The organism is Bacillus sp. PK3-067 (assembly GCF_056738645.1).
Window position 1 is genome coordinate 2,590,219 of the sequence record NZ_CP096490.1, and the last position, 20,062, is coordinate 2,610,280.

20 protein-coding genes and 1 pseudogene are annotated in these 20,062 nt (G+C 31.7%); 18 read left to right on the forward strand and 3 right to left on the reverse strand.

Going from position 1 to position 20,062, the window contains the following annotated elements:
• Window positions 1-198 precede the first annotated feature (198 nt).
• The 8 genes from M1D73_RS13315 to M1D73_RS13350 all read left to right on the forward strand — a co-directional run bounded on the left by M1D73_RS13315 (window position 199) and on the right by M1D73_RS13350 (window position 7,985).
• Window positions 199-1,005: a DegV family protein gene (locus M1D73_RS13315; RefSeq protein ID WP_000831929.1), complete on the forward strand. Its 807-nt coding sequence runs from the start codon at window positions 199-201 to the stop codon at window positions 1,003-1,005.
• Between the two features lie 247 nt (window positions 1,006-1,252).
• Window positions 1,253-1,747 (forward strand): helix-turn-helix transcriptional regulator, encoded by a 495-nt coding sequence (locus M1D73_RS13320; RefSeq protein ID WP_001031007.1) that lies wholly within the window; start codon window positions 1,253-1,255, stop codon window positions 1,745-1,747.
• Window positions 1,748-1,760: 13 nt separating this feature from the next.
• On the forward strand, window positions 1,761-2,135 hold the full coding sequence (locus M1D73_RS13325) for a hypothetical protein (protein WP_000584711.1): 375 nt from the start codon (window positions 1,761-1,763) through the stop codon (window positions 2,133-2,135).
• Window positions 2,136-2,695: 560 nt separating this feature from the next.
• A complete protein-coding gene (locus tag M1D73_RS13330; protein ID WP_000472909.1) occupies window positions 2,696-3,121 on the forward strand; it encodes a DUF4879 domain-containing protein in 426 nt (141 codons plus the stop codon).
• 504 nt (window positions 3,122-3,625) lie between these two features.
• Window positions 3,626-4,849 carry a MerR family transcriptional regulator gene (locus M1D73_RS13335; protein WP_000703280.1) on the forward strand — a complete coding sequence of 408 codons (1,224 nt, stop codon included), beginning with the start codon at window positions 3,626-3,628 and terminating at the stop codon, window positions 4,847-4,849.
• A gap of 112 nt (window positions 4,850-4,961) precedes the next feature.
• Window positions 4,962-6,257 carry an MFS transporter gene (locus M1D73_RS13340; RefSeq protein WP_071740711.1) on the forward strand — a complete coding sequence of 432 codons (1,296 nt, stop codon included), beginning with the start codon at window positions 4,962-4,964 and terminating at the stop codon, window positions 6,255-6,257.
• A 263-nt stretch (window positions 6,258-6,520) separates the two neighbouring features.
• Window positions 6,521-7,318: a MerR family transcriptional regulator gene (locus M1D73_RS13345; RefSeq protein ID WP_000948769.1), complete on the forward strand. Its 798-nt coding sequence runs from the start codon at window positions 6,521-6,523 to the stop codon at window positions 7,316-7,318.
• A gap of 22 nt (window positions 7,319-7,340) precedes the next feature.
• Entirely contained in the window at window positions 7,341-7,985 is a 645-nt protein-coding gene (locus M1D73_RS13350; protein ID WP_000274258.1) for a methyltransferase family protein, read from the forward strand.
• Between the two features lie 49 nt (window positions 7,986-8,034).
• Here M1D73_RS13350 and M1D73_RS13355 read toward each other — a convergent pair whose 3' ends face one another.
• Complete coding sequence (locus M1D73_RS13355) at window positions 8,035-8,739, reverse strand: hypothetical protein (RefSeq protein ID WP_000035355.1); 705 nt, start codon at window positions 8,737-8,739, stop codon at window positions 8,035-8,037.
• Window positions 8,740-9,250: 511 nt separating this feature from the next.
• Here M1D73_RS13355 and M1D73_RS13360 point away from each other — a divergent pair.
• The 3 genes from M1D73_RS13360 (at window position 9,251) to M1D73_RS13370 (ending at window position 12,106) form a co-directional block, all read left to right on the forward strand.
• Window positions 9,251-10,051, forward strand: a complete 801-nt coding sequence (locus tag M1D73_RS13360) for a GNAT family N-acetyltransferase (protein ID WP_121868627.1) — start codon at window positions 9,251-9,253, stop codon at window positions 10,049-10,051.
• Between the two features lie 45 nt (window positions 10,052-10,096).
• On the forward strand, window positions 10,097-10,975 hold the full coding sequence (locus M1D73_RS13365; protein ID WP_121868628.1) for a glycerophosphodiester phosphodiesterase: 879 nt from the start codon (window positions 10,097-10,099) through the stop codon (window positions 10,973-10,975).
• 285 nt (window positions 10,976-11,260) lie between these two features.
• On the forward strand, window positions 11,261-12,106 hold the full coding sequence (locus M1D73_RS13370) for an SH3 domain-containing protein (RefSeq protein WP_000873738.1): 846 nt from the start codon (window positions 11,261-11,263) through the stop codon (window positions 12,104-12,106).
• 133 nt (window positions 12,107-12,239) lie between these two features.
• Here the strand turns inward: M1D73_RS13370 and M1D73_RS13375 are convergent, their stop codons facing one another.
• Window positions 12,240-12,701: a DUF2306 domain-containing protein gene (locus M1D73_RS13375; RefSeq protein ID WP_000021744.1), complete on the reverse strand. Its 462-nt coding sequence runs from the start codon at window positions 12,699-12,701 to the stop codon at window positions 12,240-12,242.
• A gap of 166 nt (window positions 12,702-12,867) precedes the next feature.
• Between M1D73_RS13375 and M1D73_RS13380 the strand changes: the two genes are divergently transcribed.
• Window positions 12,868-13,398 (forward strand): DUF4269 domain-containing protein, encoded by a 531-nt coding sequence (locus M1D73_RS13380; protein ID WP_000495197.1) that lies wholly within the window; start codon window positions 12,868-12,870, stop codon window positions 13,396-13,398.
• A 45-nt stretch (window positions 13,399-13,443) separates the two neighbouring features.
• Here M1D73_RS13380 and norG read toward each other — a convergent pair whose 3' ends face one another.
• Window positions 13,444-14,877, reverse strand: a complete 1,434-nt coding sequence (norG, locus tag M1D73_RS13385) for an efflux pump transcription regulator NorG (RefSeq protein ID WP_121868629.1) — start codon at window positions 14,875-14,877, stop codon at window positions 13,444-13,446.
• Between the two features lie 152 nt (window positions 14,878-15,029).
• Here norG and M1D73_RS13390 point away from each other — a divergent pair, with 152 nt between their 5' ends.
• From M1D73_RS13390 to M1D73_RS13415, 6 genes and pseudogenes are all read left to right on the forward strand, one after another.
• Window positions 15,030-15,944, forward strand: coding sequence for a DMT family transporter (locus M1D73_RS13390; protein ID WP_000551622.1), 915 nt, complete (start codon window positions 15,030-15,032; stop codon window positions 15,942-15,944).
• 138 nt (window positions 15,945-16,082) lie between these two features.
• Window positions 16,083-17,444, forward strand: a complete 1,362-nt coding sequence (locus M1D73_RS13395; protein WP_121868630.1) for a family 8 glycosyl hydrolase — start codon at window positions 16,083-16,085, stop codon at window positions 17,442-17,444.
• A gap of 162 nt (window positions 17,445-17,606) precedes the next feature.
• A pseudogene (locus M1D73_RS13400) lies at window positions 17,607-18,531 on the forward strand (nucleoside hydrolase).
• A gap of 76 nt (window positions 18,532-18,607) precedes the next feature.
• Window positions 18,608-19,066: a GNAT family N-acetyltransferase gene (locus M1D73_RS13405; RefSeq protein ID WP_001102671.1), complete on the forward strand. Its 459-nt coding sequence runs from the start codon at window positions 18,608-18,610 to the stop codon at window positions 19,064-19,066.
• Between the two features lie 30 nt (window positions 19,067-19,096).
• Window positions 19,097-19,444, forward strand: a complete 348-nt coding sequence (gene cutA, locus M1D73_RS13410) for a divalent cation tolerance protein CutA (protein ID WP_001160791.1) — start codon at window positions 19,097-19,099, stop codon at window positions 19,442-19,444.
• Between the two features lie 16 nt (window positions 19,445-19,460).
• On the forward strand, window positions 19,461-19,907 hold the full coding sequence (locus M1D73_RS13415; RefSeq protein WP_000836832.1) for an NUDIX domain-containing protein: 447 nt from the start codon (window positions 19,461-19,463) through the stop codon (window positions 19,905-19,907).
• Window positions 19,908-20,062: the final 155 nt, after the last annotated feature.

Here is a 20,062-nt window from a genome sequence, read left to right on the forward strand (position 1 = left end):
ATATGATAAGAAGAAAATCGAGCAAATTCCTTGATTTTCTTTTTTATTTGTGAAATAGACAAGAAATAGTCACAATTAATATGCATCTACTATAGCCAAAACAATAAAGTCCTGTTACTATTACAGGGATATTCTCTTTTCGTAACATAAATATATAGAAAAGTCAGAAAAGAGGAATTGAATTAAGGGAGGAACAACATGAAGCGTGTTGCTTGGATTACTGATAGTACAACTGCGAGTTTTAAAACAGAAGGAGATAACTTTGTTATCCCAATTGAAGTTATTATTGATGGTGTGTCGTACAAAGATTGTGAAGAAGGTGTGCGTGAGCGCGTTTATAATGCTTTGAATGAAGGTAAAACTGTCACTACATCACAGCCTAACATAGGGGAAATGGTAGATTTATTTTCGAAATGCAAAGAAGAATATGAAGAGGGATTTGCAGTTGCTATTAGCGGAAAAGTAAGTGGAACCTATCAAAATATGAAGCTAGCTGCAGAAATGGCAGGTTTTCCATTAACGGTATTAGACAGTGAAACAACAAGTTATCCAATGGATGAACTAATTAGAAAAGCGAAATCGTTATACAATGATGGTATGACTTTACAAGATATACACAAAACATTAGTAGATGAAAAAAGAAGACCTTTCCACGTATTCCCGAAAAGTTTAAAAGGCCTTTATGCAAGTGGTCGTGTAAAGGGCATTCAATTTTTACTTGGAAGTTTATTAAGTGTTAACTTAATATTAGAAGTAAAAGGTGGAGAGCTTTTACTTGAAAAGAAAGTTCGTAAAATCCAAAAATGTCGAGAATATATTAAAAATGAACTTGAAAAAGAATTACCAAAAGTACTTCATATGTTCCATGCTAATGATAAAGATGGAGCCGAGGAATGGATTGCAGATATTAGACAAGCATTCCCTGAAATGGATTTCAAATTATATCCATTACCAATTTCATTTGCGGTTCATGCAGGTGAAGGTACAATTGCAATTAGTTATTAAAGTAAAACCCGTGAATAATTCACGGGTTTTTTATTTAATTAAAATGAAATGTGATCTCGACATATCTCCATCGAGGTTAGAAATCGATGGTCGAGCTACCTTCTCATAGATAACTGTGGAATGCCTTTTTTATGACTTATCCAATTATTTCTTACAAGATTTAAGGAGGATTGAGTTGAAAATGAATTGATTAAAGTGTAAAATTACACTAAATAACACATTAGTTACTTTTTGAGGGGGAGGTAAAGTGAATAAGGAGCATGCAATTGAACTTATTTCAACGAAAATAAAGTTAATACGCACTGAAAAAAGATATACACAAGATAAAATGGCTGAAGTTCTCGGCATATCAAAAAAAACGCTTGTTCAAATTGAGAAAGGGAGAACGAATGCAGGTTGGACCAACACTGTTGCTATTTGTGCATTGTTTAGAGATAGTGAAGTTTTACAGAATACTCTTGGGGATGATCCATTAGTAGTAATCGAAACAATGGCCCACAATAGCACTAACAACTTCAAAGAAAAAACATTGGGAGGAAAAGTCTGGTGGAAACAGATTCAAGAAAAAGGGAATTTTCGCTTACAACAAAATCTAATTAGTCAGCATTATCGTATTCTAGACAGACAGGATTACCGTTGGTTTAATTCGTTTGATTTAGAAGAAACGCTAAATCAACTTAATAAATTAGCAACGAATTCAGAACATCAAATAACCAGAACTACAATGAGCGAAAATAAATAGGAGGAAATTACATATGATCATCTTGCATTTTCTTTGGATTTACTTTATGCCAATTTACTGGTTATGTGGATTTATAGGTGGAATCTATTTAATTATTGCAGGTATCAAATATCTTAAATTACTTGTAAGTGTAATGGGATTACTTTGTCTTACCCTTGTCGTGTTACCTATTGTTTGTTGGGGGACAGGGATTAATGCGGAATTTCTTCTTACACCCGTTTCCAACTTTTCACTATTCTCTTTAAGTGGGTTAATAACAGGATTTATTGGATTTTGGTCAAAAATTAAAGGCATAAGAAATATGGGAGTTACTATTTTTACTTGTGGAGTAATAGGTGCCCTATTCTATTATTTAATGTCTATACCCGATTCATACTATATAGGATAGTTTTTCAAAACTCAGTTCATTTACAAACAAAAGGATAGTGAAACAAGAAAAACATTATTTCTATTCTTTCTGTCTAACTTATTAAATAAAAAGGAGATGCTATAGAACTGGTAGCGTCTCCTTTTTCACATGAATCATTTACCTATCAGATAGGTTGCGCTCCAGTACGTAGTAGGTAACATATCAATAGCTAGCTATAATTTCTACATTCTCTGACTTTAAATGATAAAGGAGATGTTATCACAGTTGTTCCTGCAAAGAAAAAATGAATAGCTGTAGTAAAAACATTCTAGAATACAGAATCTTAGGAATGTTGGATATAAAATATGATAAATACGAGGCGTAAGCCAGTTTACAATTTTTATGTCAACACTACAAACTTGACATGTGTGTATTTCGTTTTGCACTGTAAATCATTCATATTGAGTAATGGAATTGTAGAAATATATAATAGAATATTCGCACTAATATTTATAAAACTACAATCTATTTACATATAAGGTTATTAGGATTATATTGAAAATGAAAGAGAAAACAATAGATGGAAGGGGATGTTTTTTATGTTTAAAAAAGCAGCACTAGGGATTTCATCGTTAGCAATCACAGCGTTCGTCGGATTAGGAATGGCAACAGAAGCTTTAGCTGGACCAGCAGCACCACTTACTTCACTAAACGTCGTACAAGTAGAGTCTGAGCTAGGCGGGGTAGAAACAATTAATCAGAACAGCTTCAGTACATCGCGTAACCACGGGGGAAAATACTTATATATTACAACGAAAGAAATGGGCTATGGCCAAAACCCATTTGCTAAAATGAATGGTTCTAATGTAAAAAGTATTGATTCCACTATAATTGGCGGAAGACCAATCGTTGGCTGGTATTATAAATGGGATGCGTCTGGACACCAACAAGGAACTTTTGAGTACCAAAAGACATCTATAAATGCCCCATTTAATACAATGCGTACATCAATTTATATCCAATAATTTTGAAAGCGTTCGCACATGTAGAATAGTAAAAAAGGTACTTCTAGGAGTACCTTTTTTTGATTTGAATCACGTTCATCTATATTTACAATCCTGATTTCACAGCAAGAATACTTACCATAAAACAAAATCCTTAAACGTCTATAAAATTAATATGAACGCGTAGTACAAGTCCGCTACAGTTAAAGTACGTAACTTTACATATTTCAACTCAATGAAAAAGGAAGAAACTGCAGTACTTACGCCGCAGTTTTAAATTCATCCATGAACTCACAGTTTTTAGATATATAGACATAAACGTAATACCTGCGCCTCTTTTTTAAATTCAAGATTAAAAAAGAGGAGCTAAACTTATATAAGCTTAGCTTAATGGGGATGTGGCGGAACTTTAAAATTAATTACATCTTTTTCATAGCATAAATAATTTTGTATAGGGAGATGAAAGGATTTTTTAAAGTAATAAAGAAGTATGTATAAACAAATATATAAATGGTAGTGATTAGGATGAAAATCAGTAAGTTTGCAGAAGTAAATAATGTAAGTGTAGATACGATTAGACATTATATGGATCTCGGACTCGTTATTCCTGAGAAAAAAGGAAGTCACTATTTTTTTGACGAGTATTGTCAAAAGGATATAGAACTTATATTAGAGTACAAATGGATAGGGTTTAGCTTGAATGAAATTAAAGAACTGTTTCTTTATAAAAATTTAGGGAAATCCTTAGACTATGAAAAGGATATTTTTTATCAATCTTTATTTAAAGTAAAATATGAAAAGATTGAGCAAGAGATAAAAACCTTAAAGGAACGAAAAGATAAATTAAAGAAAACGTTAAATAATTTATCTATAGAAACTGAAATTTCGAGTTCAATTTTAGGGGTAGATTTAAAAGTACTTCATTTATTTAAATGTGTTAAGTGTAACGGAAATTTAATTCTTGAAGATGGCATTATTAATAAAAATCAAATTGTTGAGGGGAAATTAATTTGTAATTGTGGTGAAGAATACGCGATTACTTCCGGAGTTTTAACAGCTGGAAAATTATTTGAGGTGTATAAGAGGAAATCACTTGAAGATTCTATTTCAGATTATATCCATGAAACGGATACTGCTTTTTTGGAAAATGTTCAAAGAGGAGGAGAATGGGCGAAAAAGAAACTAATGCAATTAGATTTAAATGAAAAAATACTACTTGATTTAGGGTCTGGTATTGGGTTCTTTTTACGAAATATTTATGAAGAACTACCGGAAGAGTGTTTATATATTGCTGTTGATCGAGATTTGAATAAACTTTTACTTTTAAAAGATGTAATTGAGAGAAGAAATGTGAAAAGAAATATTGTATTTATCTGTGCCGACTTTCTAAACATACCTATTCAGAATAATTCTGTTGATATTGTAATCGATCAATCAGGTACAAGTAATTATAGTTTTGAATATGAGGAGTTCTTATTGTGTGAATTAAATTCCCTTTTTAAACACAATTGTTATTTATTAAGTTCATTTATTTTATTTAATAAATTCAGCATAAATAGCCAAATTGCACCTAGACTCAGAGAGAATTTTACATCTGCAAAAGTAACAAAAGAAATCGAAAATTTACAGTTTCAATCTATTGATGAAAGTACTTCAAATTATTTGATACGAGGGGGAAGGTACGAGGATTTCTTTGTTCAAGGAGAAGAAATTTATACATATTCATTTTTCGGAAAAAGATGGGGTTAACCCCATCTTTTATTTATTTCCCCTTAAAACTTTTCAAATCGTACATATTGCTATTGGGTTGACCCAAGAACTTACAATGTACGTAACACAAAGTTAGGTAGGGGGAAAAGTGATGGGAAGTTTACGATTACATATAGAAAATAAAAAAAGAAACCAAGAACTAAGAAATATGTGTCTCTATTCATTCGGGAAAACAGTATCAATATTTGGTAGCTCTATTTATAGTTTTGCATTAGGATTATATGTTTTACATATAACCGGATCAGCATTAAATTTTGCCATTACGCTTATTTTAGGAACTATTCCGATGATTGTTATGAATCCATTTGCTGGTGTAATTGCAGATAAAGTTAATAAAAAGAAATTGGTCATTTGTATGGATTTACTAAGTGGAAGCTTATTAATTACTGTTTATATATTTAGCAGTAATTATGGATTAGACTTATTCACCATTTATGCTACTACCTTTCTTATAACGGTATTTACAACATTTTTTGGAATAGGATTAGAAGCTGCAAAACCAAATATCGTCTCCAAAGAGAGGCTAATGAGTATTAACTCTATAAGTAAAATTATCGATTCTATATCTTTAATTCTAGGTCCTATGTTAGGTGGTATTGTTTTTGCAGTCTTTGATATTAAAATTTTTATAATTATAAACGGTATTTCATTTATCCTTTCGGCTATTTCCATATTATTTATTAACTTTAAATTGTTTGAGCAAAACATAAATGAGGAATGTTCAATTAGAAAAATTAATTTTATTGAAGATATAAAGGAGGGATACTCTTACTTAATGGAGCGGAAAAGCTTAAAAAATACGTTCAGTATTTTAATTTCACTTAATTTCTTCTTAGGGTTTGCTGTAACTGTTCCATTGCCATACATTATTAATACAGTTCTCGATCTTGGTTCTAAACAATTTGGTATGATTCAAGGGACTTTTCCAGTAGGCATGATAATTGGTGCGATTTTAGTAAAAAAGATAACCGATCGTTTTTCTTACGCTTATCTTTTGAAAAAGTTAAGCTTTATGTTGGCGGTTTTTATGATTATTTCAGGAATTCCAGTTTTATTCAAAAGTTTTGAGGTAAATGATTTTGTATACGTTATTACCTATTGTGTTGTTATGTTCTTTTTAGGACTAATTATAGTGCTTATTGATATACCTATAGCTTATTTCATGCAAAAAGAGATTCCTGATGAATATAGAGGGAGGGTTCTCAGCATTGGATTAAGTATAAGTAAAATGATGCTTCCTATAGCAATGGCGCTATCCGGTCTATTATTAAATTATATTCCAGCCTACATGATTACAATTGTAGGGGGAATCTTATATTTAATAGTAATTAAAGTTTCATCGAATTGTTTCATATTAGAAGTTCATTCGAAAGATTATAGCGCTTAGTAGATCTTAGATTATTTATATAATGGATACTGCTACATTTTTCAAGATAAGAAATGCAAATACTATAAAATGAAAAAATCGGCTGATTTCCCATGAACAATTTTGAAAAGATTACATATTCGTTTTGGAGACTACTTTAAAATTGTAGGTTGAGGGGGATGAATATCGTTCTAAATACAATAAGAAAATTTAACTTTGTTGATTGACCTTCCCCTTACAGGAAGCAGTATATTTAAAATAATTAATTACAGGAGGGGAGTGTTATGCTTTCAATTGGAGAGTTTTCAAAAATATCTCATCTTACAATGAAGACGCTGCGCTATTATGATGAAATTGGGCTTTTAAAACCAGCTTTCATAGACCCTAAGAATGGATATCGCTACTATGATATTTTCCAATTAGAAATAGCTTTATTGATTACACGATTAAAAACTTATTTATTTTCGCTGGAAGAAATTAAGGATATTTTAGAAAATCGGGAGAAAACTGAATTGCTTAACTCTAAAATGAAAACCAAACAAGAAAATCTAACACAGCAGATAACATATTATTCTTCTTTATTAAAAAAATTAAAGCGTGATATTCAACAATTAGATGAAGAAGAAAGTATCATAGGTTACTTAAATCATATTGAGATTAATCTTGTAAATCACTTAACCTATAATATATCATCTCAGCGAAAACAAATTAATACCGTTGATTTCCTAACACACTTTAATGAGTTGTTTAGTAAAATTTCATTTGAAAATTTATTACCTATTGCAAAACCACTTGCTATTTTCCATAGTTCAGAATATGTACCTGAAAATTATGATGTGGAAATTGCGATTCCCCTTGCAGAAGCCACAAATAAAACAAAAGTGTTTAATCCCGGTCTTTGCGCAATGGCTACGCTTATTGGTTCTTACGAAGAATTACCTTTTATTCATACAAAGCTACACGTTTGGATTGAAGAAAATAACTATAAACTGAATGGAGCTCCGTTTGAAGTTTATAAAACGAATCCTTATAGCACACAGGAGGAGAATAATATCATAGAAGTTTATTTTCCTATAAAATGAATAAAGGGAGGAGCGTATCACAATGTATGGTATAAACCGGCCAACAATAAAAGAAAAAATATTAATTTTAGTTACTGAGATTATCTATCTAATCATTGCGTATTACTTACTTTTCATTACTTATTTCAAACCAGGCATTTCAATAGGGCTGTTTATAGCTTTAATTATCACCGCTTTACGATTAACGGCTATGATGTTTATATGGTTGCCTAGAGGGATTTCATGGCAAGAAGCCATTATGAACAGTATTGCTTTTGGAATTTATTATTTAGGTTTTCCAATCTTAATGATTACTAGTAATCAGGATCCTAATTTAATATTACTTACAATAGGTTGGATATTGTTTTTAGGAGGAAGTATGTTAAACACAGTTTCAGAGCTACTTAGAAAATCCTTTAAAGACAATCCTGTAAATCAAGGTAAGCTATATACAGGTGGTTTATTTAAATATGCGATTCATATTAATTATCTGGGGGATTGCCTTTGGGTGTTAGGTTTAGCATTTATCGCTAGCAATATTTATAGTTTATTTATACCTCTAGGCCTGTTCTTTGTATTCGTTTTTGAATATATTCCAAAATCTGATGGTTACTTACAGAAAAAGTATGGAGAACAATTTACAGTCTATAAACAGAAAACAAAAAAATTAATACCGTTTATTTGGTAAATCAGTTTCATAAATTATAAAAAGCGCAGGATTAGCATCCTGCGCTTTTCTATCGTAATTCAGCGGTTTTTCTAATGACAATCTTATCAATATCATCTTCTTCATCACCAATAAATAATCCGCGTTCTTTTAAATATGCTTCAAAATATAAATCTGCTTCAGCACGTTCGTCATATGGCTTTACAGAGAGAACGAAACCTAATTTGTTTTGTTCTTCTAAGTGAGAAGTGGAGATGTAAGCCGGTACATTATGGCGTAAAAAGAGTTCTTTAACTGGAATAATCATATCTTTCATTAATTTCGTTAGCATACCCATTTCAAACTCGAAATTAAAGCGATCTATACTAGATAAATCAGCGAATACTACACCGATAAAACCTGTATTAAATACTTCTTGATATTCTACATCTTCATCATGGCCGCCATAAAAATTCTTTTCGATTAAATAATTTACAAAATAAGCAACGCCATCACTTTGTTCAAATGGTTTCGTTGAAAGAACAAAACCAATTTTCTTTTGTTTATGTAAATACACACATGACATGTATGCTGAAATGTTATGTTCTTTAAATAAAGCACTTGTTGCTCCAGAGAGACCATCTAGTACGTGATGAACAATTTGAAGTTTTTTACGAGCGAAATAATAGGATTTCTTTTGTAACTCCAATGTATCAATAAAGACAGAGCCGATAAAGCCTGTATTTGAAATAATAGGTGCTTGCTTTTTTCTTCCTCTGCGCTTTAATGGAGCCATTGTTAAAATCATCCCTTCATGTACGTTTAAAATAAAAAAGAACATTTGTTCGTATATTTATATTTTACTATTAAAACGCTATAAAGTAAAGGGTTTTTGATGAAAATATAACAAAAAAGACACCTTATAAAAGGTGCCTTAAACGCTGTAAGGGATAGGGTTTACCCTAACTATTTATATTATGATACAGAAACAATCTCTTCTGTATCTTCTACATCTAAATGACAGTCCATAGTACGAACATCTTGATCTTCATGACTTCCGAAATAAATAGTAATTTTCATATGTATCGCTCCTTTATTCTAGGAATACCTAAAATAATTACTAGTAATGTTAATATTTATTATATACCACTTTTTTCATTCCGACAACGTTATATCATTTTTAATTATTTTAAACTATAGAGCACAATTTAAAGAGGTACTTTTTATAGAAAATGGTAAATTTCTAATATGTTATATTTAATATAGAAAAATTCGAGTGTTACTTTTTATGAAAAGGAGAACTATTGATGAATTATAAACAACTACTACTAGATAACTTTGCATTTAAAACTTCATATGTTGCACAATTTGTGCCCGGAATGAGTATAAAAAAAACGAAAGATTATATTGCTGTTGATTGTGGATTACCTGCCGATACATTTAATATCATCACTCTACTAAACAATAATTTAACGGAAGGGGTCCAGAAATTATATAAGGAGGTAGAATACTATAATCAAAAGAAATTTCCAATGAGTGTTTGGTTATGGGATGAGGAGCAAGAGCGGGATATAAAAAGTGAGTTAATTAAAATCGGTTTAAAAGAAGTGGAACAGAATATTGCGATGGTAGCAGACTTAAAAACAATTTCCCCAACAATAAACATGCCAGTAAGTTTTACTATTCAACAAGCATCTTCACCTGGACAAATAAATAAATTTGGAGAAACGTTAGCTGATCTATTCGGTACATCAGAAGAAGGTATACATGTACAAGCATTCTATAATCAAATTTCTAATCTTGATATATGTAACAGTGAGAATCTGAAATTATTTTTAGGGTTATATGAAGGTGAAGTCGTAACTGTTGGTTCATTGATATGTTCAAAAGATAGTATTGGTATTTATGACATAGCAACGAAAGAAGGAATGAGAGGACGAGGGTTCGGATCTGCTATGTTCAATTTCCTGCTGCAAGAAGCACATAAATTTAAAAATACGTATTGTGTATTACAAGCTTCACCCGATGGAATCAATATTTATAAAAAATCGGGATTTCAAGATATCGGCAAAATGACTGTATTGGAAAATCGACATTTAATTGAGTAAATCATTCAAGTTAAATCGTCTTTATATAGGAGCTTATAAATCGTTATGAAAAAGATATATCTCGTTACAATAATTTGTGCATTTATAGTAATAAGTATCTTTGTTTTTCAGAAAATAAATGAACATAAGTATACTAAAGCTATGAATCAATCAAATCATATAAAAAATATCGCACATAGAGGTGCTTCTGCGTTCGCGCCTGAACATACAATAGCAGCATATCGATTAGGCCAACAAATGAATGGAGATTATATAGAAATTGATCTCCAAATGACAAAAGATGGACATTTAGTGGCTATGCATGACGAAACCTTAAACCATACAACAAATGGTACAGGGCTAATGAAAGAGCATACATTAGAAGAAGTAAAGCAACTAAATGCAGGTTCTTTTTTTAATGAAAAATATCCGAACTTAGCAAAGAAAGAATTTGAAAATGTTAAAGTCCCAACATTAACAGAAATTATTAAAACGTTTGGGCATAATGCGAACTATTATATCGAAACAAAATCACCTAATGAATATCCAGGAATGGAAGAAAAATTATTAGAAATTATTAATCATTATGAAATACAGGATAAAGTTATTATTCAATCGTTTAGTGAAGAAAGTCTACAAAAGATTCATGGCTTAAATAGTAATATATCCTTAGTACAATTATTATCTTATAAAAAAGCAGTTCAATTAACAGAATTAGAGATAGAAAAGTATAAAACGTACTGCATAGGTCTTGGTATGAATTACAAATATATTGATTCAGATTATGTAAAGAAAATAAAGAAAAGCGGATTAGAAGTTCATCCATTTACAGTAGATAATGAAAAAGATATGAAAAAGTTACTTTCATGGGGAGTCGATGGGATGTTTACTAATTATCCAGATCGTTTACATTCAATATTATTGGATTTGAAAAGTCATGAATAAGAAGTGTTATTCATAAAGGGAAAATTTACAAAACCTGCATATTAGGATTATCAATGCAAGAAGGCATGTAGCATATAAAAAGAAAATACCAAAAACCGCAACTTGAAGACTTAGGTTGTGGTTTTTTTATTGCCTCGATTTCAACTTACAAAGTTTGAAGCTAGAAGTGAAAACCTTTTTAGCTGAATTGGCTTCCTATGTATTTGTACTTCGTATCGTTCTAGGTATATGTACAACCCGTGAGACGAGTTTTGCATAGGATAATAGAAAAGGAGATGTTGCATATTGAAATACCACAATAGAAATGTAAGTAATCTGAATAAATTAGCGGATAATACGAAAGCTGCAGCTTTTAAGTGGTATCAGTACTGTATCGACAATGGAATTGAAGTATTAATTTATGAAACAATCCGTACAGTCGAGCAACAACGTGAATATGTTCGTAAAGGAGCATCACAAACGATGCGCTCATATCACTTAGTAGGACAGGCATTAGATTTTGTTCCAATTCAGTCGAATGGTACAGAAGATTGGAATGGCTATAATAAAGAACCGTGGGCTTCAGCAATTCGTTATGCTAAACAAATTGGTTTCGAATGGGGCGGTGACTGGAAAGGATTTGTGGATAGCCCGCATTTGCAATATAACTACAAAGGGTATGGAACGGATACTTTTGGAAAAGGTGCTCAAAACGTAGTGACTCCTCCCACGTCGAATGATAATGTAGGGGTTGCTTATATTAACGGTAGTAATGTAAATTTACGAAAAGGACCTGGTACTGGATATGGCGTTATTCGTCAATTAGGGAAAGGAGAGTCCTACAAAGTATTTGGACAAACAAATGGTTGGTTAAATCTAGGTGGCGATCAGTGGGTTTATAACGATCCATCATACATCCGTTATACGGGAGGAAATGTACCAGCAACTTCACAATCATCAAATGATGGTGTAGGTGTAGTTACTATAATCGCGGATGTATTGCGTGTTCGTACCGGCCCTGGAACAAATTACGGCATTGTGAAAAACGTGTATCAAGGTGAAAAATATCAATCGTTTGGATATAAAGATGGTTGGTATAATGTTGGTGGAAATCAATGGGTTTCTGGTGAATATGTTACGTTTGTAAAGTGAAAATAAGAGCCGTCCAGTTGGGCGGCACTTTATTTTAAATATTCATAGGGCGAGCACTTATAATATCATTCGTGATGCATAGAGTATAATTTTTCATTCTAATAATCAGAAAGTAATCAAAATGTAATTAATTTCAACTACGCTTTTTATATTTTTTTGATACACTGGCTACGAGGGGGATACCAATTAAGGTCGGTAAAAACCAAAACCATATTGGCGGAAGTAAATTTATAATGGGAATATGGATGCCGACATTTACTAAAAGTGCGGTGACTGCACCAATATAAGAACCTAACATGCCTCTAATGTGGTGATGGAGCCAATTTTTCCAACGTTTTTTTCGTGCAAGGTATCCATAAATCGCAAATGAATAAGAGAAGATTGCTACATAAAATAAATATGCGATTTTATCCCAGTTGATAATGGATAATATTATTGCCGTAAGGGTAATGACAACATAGGATGCATGATATATTTCGCCCCATTCGGTATGTTTTCCTTTCTTCTTTTGGGCAACCATCGCTACAATACCAGTGATTAAGCATATTGTTCCAAATAGGATGTGTATGGTTAAAAGAATGTTAAAAATGCTCATAATAATTCCTCCTTTTTTATTTTTATAGTATTGCAGTATAGGAGAAAAGTTGAAAAATATAGTTAGTTCGGCTTAATATATTGAAATAAAGGTACTCCTAGAACAAAACCCAATGATTTAAATATTTAGTGAGATGATTATTATGTTAAATGAAGGAGAGACTTCTATGTTTACATCTATTACATATTTACAATCTGGCAATGAGAAACAACAAAAAATATATGATGTTTTGAATAGCCTAAACATAATGGAGGATTTAGCTTTATATAATCCCGTTCTTTGCGGGACAATCCCTATAAGAATTGATACTCCTCAATCTGACTTAGATATTGTAATGGAAGTATATAATTTTGATGTTTTTGAGCAGGAAATGAGATCTTTATATGGTTCTTATGGAGGGTTCAACATAAAAAAGAAAAAAATTAAAGGTACTGAATCGATAAAGGTGAATTTTGAATTCGAAGGTTTTGAATTTGAATTATTTGCTCAACCGAAGCCAGTGCGTAATCAAAATGCATATAGACACATGATAGTGGAGCACATGCTATTAATGCAGCACCCCCATATAAGGGAAGAAGTTATTCGCTTAAAGGAACAAGGTTTAAAAACAGAACCTGCTTTTGCTCAAGTATTAAATATTGACGGAGATCCTTATGAAGAGCTTATTTTATTAGGGCAGGAAATGAAATTGTGGTAAATAAGATACATAAAAAAATCCTCCAAAAACAAAAGAGGATTTTTTTTATGCCGTTAACTTCCGAATTAATTCACTGAGCAATTTAATTCCGTTAGTCATTTGTTCTGGAGTAGCATATCCATATGATAAACGAATGTACTGATTTGATTCTTCTTCATAAATACGTCCCGGATTTAAAAGAATTCCTTTTGATAGTGCCTCTGAAAATAGTTTTTTCATCGGAATGTTATGTATAACCTTTAGCCATATAAAAAATCCACCACTAGGAATATCCCATGATGCAATATCTGCACAATATTTATTTAAAGCTCGTATCATTATTTGTCTTCGTTCTTTCAGGTTCATTCTTACGTTTGCTACATGTTCTTCATAAAAACCTTCATTTATCCATTCAGCAGCTACTCTTTGAGATAAAGAGCTGGATCCATAGTCTGTTTGCATTTTTATATCTGACAATCTATCAATAACAGGTTCTGGTCCGATTATCCATCCAATTCTAAGTCCTGGGCTAAGTGTTTTAGAGAGACTACCAATATATAATACATGTCCATGTTTATCCATCGACTTTAAAGGAGCTGGAGGTGATTCATCAAGCCATAACTCTCGGTATATATCATCCTCGATGATAGGCAATTGCTCTTTTCCACATATTTTTAATATTTCTTTTCTTCGCTCTTTGGACATCAATATCCCCGTTGGATTTTGAAAACAAGGGATTGAATATAAAATATTATTCTTTTGACTATATTTAATTCGTTTTAATAAGTCGTTAGGTAAAATACCGTGATGATCCATTGATATACCGGATAAATTTATATTTGCTGATTGAAAAACATGAAGTGAATATAAGTAAGAAGGTTGTTCAAGTAAAACAGTTGATTTTCTATGTAAAAGACCAATCGATATTAATTGTAATGCTTGGAGTGCACCAGAGACTATTAATATAGAATCCGGTGATGCATGTATTCCAAATGATCTTACATATTTGCTTATTGCTTCACGTAACGGATAAATACCTTTTTGTTCTTCGTATCCGAAATAATCTAATTCCTCACTGACGTTTTTTATTATAGATTGCATAGTTTCGAGCGGGAAAAGATGAGGTGCAAGTTCACCTTTACTAAGATGGATAAGCGTTTTATTTGCTTCTGCTTCATTTATTTCTCGCACCATTAACTTACTTGGTTTATGAATACCGGCTTTTACATATTCACTCCAATCGGGCGGAGGATTAGTTGCTAATAATGACCATGTATTATTCATTACAATTGTTCCTGCTCCGATTTGTCCTTGAATTAAACCATCTGCTATAAGTTCATCTAGCGCAGTAATTACAGTACTTCGATTTACATGAAATAATTTTGCTAACTGCCGCTGACTAGGGATTTTACTTCCAATTGGCCATTCTCCGTTTTCAATTTTTTCTTTCATATAGTCTATTATCTGCTGATATTTGGGCACTTTTTTATCGGTCGTCATATAAAAAACTCCTTCGTTTATTTAAAAGATTCAAAGTGGTTGGTTTTTCCGATAAATAACTGGTTGAAGACATTGTATCAACTATTAAATATGATGAAAAGAAATAATTGGTAATTTAAAATTGGTTGGTTTTTTAGGGAAGGAGAAAAAATATGCATAATAAAAAATGGGATTTACGCATTATATGTGCTCACGCTTTTACAATTCTTATATGGGGAACTGCTTTTCCAGCAATTCGTATGGGGCTTGAATCTTATACGCCTGAACACCTTACTTTACTACGCTTATTAATCGCTTCATTTATACTTTTGTTATTTTCATTTATATACAAACTACGACTACCGGATTTAAAGGATATCCCAGCAATTTTTATATTTGGTGCTTTAGGGTTTACTATTTATCACATCGCATTAAATTACGGCGAAAAAACAGTAAATGCTGGATCTGCAAGTTTAATAATTTCAGTCACTCCAATAGTAACGGCAATTCTTGCTTCTGTTTTTTTGAATGAAAAAATGAAATTAAATGGTTGGCTTGGTGGTGTAATTAGTTTTGCAGGAATTGCCTTAATTTCATTTAGCCAGGGCGATGCTATTCAATTGAATAGCGGGGGATTATTTATATTATTAGCGGCGATTTCAGAAAGTCTATTTTTCGTTTTCCAAACATCTTACTTAGAAAAATACGGCTTCTTACCATTTACCATATATACAATTTTGTCTAGTACTGTATGTATGCTTATTTTCTTACCCGGAGTTTATCAAGAAATACTAGCAGCTCCTCTTGAAGTTAACTTGAGCGTTATATATTTAGGTGTCTTTCCAACAGTACTCCCGTATATTGCATTGGCCTATATTATATCTCGTGCTGGTGCTTCTGAAGCAACAAGTTCTCTATATTTAACGCCAATAACTGCGTGTTTCATTGCTTGGATATGGTTAGGAGAAGTGCCAACTTTAGTTTCGATAATTGGCGGAGGAATTACTATACTTGGAATTGTGATTGCTCATATACCAATATTAAGAAAAGAAAAACATAGGAATTTAGCAAATAATCAATCCGTATAATGTAATTCAATAATAATTTTATGATACTTTTTTATATAGTTTCTTTCTTATGTTGATAAATATAATATTTTGTATTTCAGTTAAATATTGTATGTTACATTTTATGTAGTAAGCATTTTAAAAGGAGCTGACAACATAATGAATGGAAAAAGAAATATTTTTACATGTATTTCTATTGTAGGAATCGGACTAGCTAGTTTTTCTAATTCTAGTTTCGCAGCAAGTGTAACGGACAATTCAATACAAAATTCTATTCCCGTAGTTAATCAACAAGTAGCTGCTGCAAAGGAAATGAAACCATTTCCCCAGCAAGTTAATTATGCAGGTGTTATAAAACCGAATCATGTTACACAGGAAAGTTTAAATGCTTCTGTAAGAAGTTACTACGATAATTGGAAAAAGAAATATTTGAAAAATGATTTATCTTCTTTACCTGGTGGTTATTATGTAAAAGGAGAGATTACAGGTGATGCTGATGGGTTTAAGCCACTTGGAACTTCAGAAGGTCAAGGGTATGGGATGATAATTACAGTATTAATGGCTGGTTATGATTCGAATGCTCAAAAAATCTATGACGGTTTATTTAAAACAGCAAGAACTTTTAAAAGTTCTCAAAATCCTAATTTAATGGGATGGGTTGTCGCAGATAGTAAAAAAGCACAAGGTCATTTTGATTCTGCTACTGATGGAGATTTAGATATTGCGTATTCTCTTCTTCTTGCTCATAAGCAGTGGGGATCTAATGGAACAGTTAATTATTTGAAAGAAGCACAAGACATGATTACAAAAGGTATTAAAGCTAGTAATGTTACAAATAATAATCGACTAAATTTAGGAGATTGGGATTCTAAAAGTTCACTTGATACGAGACCATCTGATTGGATGATGTCACACCTTAGAGCATTTTATGAATTTACAGGTGATAAAACTTGGCTTACTGTTATTAATAATTTGTACGATGTTTATACGCAATTTAGTAATAAGTACTCTCCAAATACAGGACTTATTTCAGATTTCGTTGTAAAAAACCCACCACAACCCGCACCTAAAGACTTCTTAGATGAGTCAGAATATACAAATGCATATTATTACAATGCTAGTCGGGTACCATTGAGAATTGTAATGGACTATGCGATGTACGGCGAGAAAAGAAGTAAAGTCATTTCTGATAAAGTCTCTTCATGGATTCAAAATAAAACGAATGGAAATCCTTCTAAAATTGTGGATGGTTATCAATTAAACGGATCCAATATTGGTAGTTATTCAACTGCTGTATTTGTTTCACCGTTTATTGCTGCAAGTATAACGAGTAGCAATAATCAAAAGTGGGTAAATAGTGGTTGGGATTGGATGAAGAATAAGAGAGAAAGTTATTTTAGTGATAGTTATAATTTATTAACTATGTTATTTATTACAGGAAATTGGTGGAAGCCTGTACCTGATGATAAAAAAACACAAAATCTAACAAATGATGCGATTTATGAAGGATACGATAATTAATTAAATTTGAGAATGGTTACTGAAGAAAGGAATTAGCATTCGCTAGTTCCTTTTTAATGTTTTGTAAAACATTATCCATTCTAAAATTCGCATAGATATACTTGCTTTTTTCATATACATAGTTATTGATGACTCTATGTTTTTATGAAGGGAGAGTATTTCTTGGAAAAAGTATTATTTTTCGGAGATCCAGGTATTGATGACTCATTTGCCATTATGTATGGTTTACTGCATCCCGAAATTGAAATTGTCGGTATTGTAACCGGATACGGAAATGTTGAGCATATACATGCTGCACATAATGCAGCGTATATTTTACAGTTAGCAAATAGACAAGACATTCCTGTCATTAGTGGTGCAACAAAACCACTGACAGAAGAAATCACTACGTACTATCCTGAAATTCACGGAGCAGAAGGATTAGGGCCCATCCATGTTCCAGGAAATATATTATCTATTCCAATATATAATTTCGGCAGTATTGCTGCGATTCTTATAAAGTACGGAAAAGATTTAACGATTGTTGATGTAGGAAGATCTACCTCGTTAGCAATTGCTTTTAATTTATGGAATGATTTAATGCTAAATGTAAAAGGAATCTATTTCATGGGTGGTGTTTTTTTAGAAGTAGGAAACGTTACGCCATTAGCAGAGGCAAACGTGTATGGAGATCCGATAGCAAGTAAAATTGTTTTCCATCAAGCAAAGAATTTATTCATATTCCCTTTAAATGTAACAAACAAAGCTGTGTTAACACCAAATGTATTTAACTATATTCAAGCTAATGCAAAGAATCCATTTCATATGATAATGAAACCAATGTATGACTACTATCTATCCGCATACCAAAAACTTAATCCATCTATGGAAGGACCTTTGCTACATGATGTGGTTGCAATAAGCGGATTAGTAAAATCCAAGTTTTTTTGAATTTGTGCATCGTACAGTAAATGTAGATACATACGGAGATACGAAAGGACAAACATTTGCTGATTTTCGCCCTAACTCTAAATCTGAAGGAGCCCGTATAGCTTTAGAAATAGATGCAGAAAAATTCATTCAAGATTTTATAAAAATTATGTTATAAGTTGCTGTCGAAAAAGGGAATTATTTCAATGCGTTGAATATAAAAATACATCCTCTAGATAAAGGAGCTTACAATATTGAATGTCCAGTTAAAGGTTGTTACGAGAGACAATTGGGAAGATGCATTAAAGTTACAAGTTAAAGAAGATCAAAGAAAATTTGTCCCCGCTGTAGCAGTTTCACTTGCTAAAGTATATATAAAACCAGATGGTGACAATGTAGAGTACATACCATTCGCTATATACGATGGTGACCTTATGGTTGGTTTTGTTATGCATGCTGTTGTAATAGAGACATCGGATATGTATTGGATTAACGGATTTATTATTGATCAATCGCAACAAGGTAATGGTTATGGAAAAGCAGCATTACAAGAAAGTATTGATATAATAAAAAATACTTTTAAATCGTGTAAAGAAATAAGATTAACCGTACATAAAGATAATCTCTCTGCAAAGAAATTATATGAACGATATGGTTTCATATCATTAGGACAGGAGTATGATGGTGAGCAAGTATACCGTTTATTTGTTTAACTATTAAGAAGTAAAGGTGTGAAATGAAATATGCAATTTACTGAAGTGAAAATTGAAGTGTTCATTCCTGAAGAATATATTGAAACATTAAGGGATGAATTAAATAAAATTGGAGCATGTAAAACGGGCGAATATGACCATTGTCTTTCCTATAGTTCAGTGAAAGGATATTGGAGACCTTTAGAAGAGGCATCTCCTTTTAATGGAGAAATTGGTCAAATATGCGAAGGACAAGAATGTAAAGTTGAAATAAAGTGTAAACGAGAACTTGTAAAAGATGCTCTTGAAGTTATTAATGATATTCATCCGTATGAAACACCTATGATTTATATTATACCAATACTAAATGACTATTTTGAGAAACTATACATTAAATAACTAGGAGGAATATCAATTGAAAAGTAAATTTCATCATATTGTACGAGCAGTCATGATAAAAGATGAAAAATTATTAGTTGCTGAATATATCGGCCATCATTATTTTTTACCTGGTGGCCATGTTGAAATTGGAGAATCAGCAGAGAATGCATTAAAAAGAGAGTTAAGAGAAGAACTTGGAGTAAACTGTAGTATACAACAATTTTTAGGCGTCATAGAAAATCAATGGCAAGATAAAGAAGTGCTTCATCATGAAATTAACCACATTTTTGAAGTAGAGTCACAAGATTTACATACGGACTTAACACCGAAATCTAGCGAGTCTCATTTAGCATTTCACTGGATAGATTATAATAAAGAAGCCTTAAATCATTATGAAATCATGCCAATGCCTTTAGTGAAGGAATTACTAGAAAGAAAGTTAAGTGATGAACTACTAAATTGTTGGATTAGTAATTTTTAAATCACTTTATTTATAGTAAATACGTCCATCGAATGAATATAAAGAAAATAGGCTGAAAAACAAGGTACATCACCTAGTGTAAGTTCATATTTTGTTGATGTACGCATTTAGTCTATAGTCTTGTTTCTACTTTGTTTAAAAGAATTTATTAACTT

Bases quoted from the DNA above. Each gene is read 5' to 3' on its own strand.
- M1D73_RS13315 (WP_000831929.1), top strand. From the start codon at position 199: ATGAAGCGTGTTGCTTGGATTACTGATAGTACAACTGCGAGTTTTAAA.
- M1D73_RS13325 (WP_000584711.1), top strand. From the start codon at position 1,761: ATGATCATCTTGCATTTTCTTTGGATTTACTTTATGCCAATTTACTGG.
- M1D73_RS13330 (WP_000472909.1), top strand. From the start codon at position 2,696: ATGTTTAAAAAAGCAGCACTAGGGATTTCATCGTTAGCAATCACAGCG.
- M1D73_RS13335 (WP_000703280.1), top strand. From the start codon at position 3,626: ATGAAAATCAGTAAGTTTGCAGAAGTAAATAATGTAAGTGTAGATACG.
- M1D73_RS13340 (WP_071740711.1), top strand. From the start codon at position 4,962: ATGGGAAGTTTACGATTACATATAGAAAATAAAAAAAGAAACCAAGAA.
- M1D73_RS13345 (WP_000948769.1), top strand. From the start codon at position 6,521: ATGCTTTCAATTGGAGAGTTTTCAAAAATATCTCATCTTACAATGAAG.
- M1D73_RS13350 (WP_000274258.1), top strand. From the start codon at position 7,341: ATGTATGGTATAAACCGGCCAACAATAAAAGAAAAAATATTAATTTTA.
- M1D73_RS13355 (WP_000035355.1), bottom strand. From the start codon at position 8,739: ATGGCTCCATTAAAGCGCAGAGGAAGAAAAAAGCAAGCACCTATTATT.
- M1D73_RS13360 (WP_121868627.1), top strand. From the start codon at position 9,251: ATGAATTATAAACAACTACTACTAGATAACTTTGCATTTAAAACTTCA.
- M1D73_RS13365 (WP_121868628.1), top strand. From the start codon at position 10,097: ATGAAAAAGATATATCTCGTTACAATAATTTGTGCATTTATAGTAATA.
- M1D73_RS13375 (WP_000021744.1), bottom strand. From the start codon at position 12,701: ATGAGCATTTTTAACATTCTTTTAACCATACACATCCTATTTGGAACA.
- M1D73_RS13380 (WP_000495197.1), top strand. From the start codon at position 12,868: ATGTTTACATCTATTACATATTTACAATCTGGCAATGAGAAACAACAA.
- norG (WP_121868629.1), bottom strand. From the start codon at position 14,877: ATGACGACCGATAAAAAAGTGCCCAAATATCAGCAGATAATAGACTAT.
- M1D73_RS13390 (WP_000551622.1), top strand. From the start codon at position 15,030: ATGCATAATAAAAAATGGGATTTACGCATTATATGTGCTCACGCTTTT.
- M1D73_RS13395 (WP_121868630.1), top strand. From the start codon at position 16,083: ATGAATGGAAAAAGAAATATTTTTACATGTATTTCTATTGTAGGAATC.
- cutA (WP_001160791.1), top strand. From the start codon at position 19,097: ATGCAATTTACTGAAGTGAAAATTGAAGTGTTCATTCCTGAAGAATAT.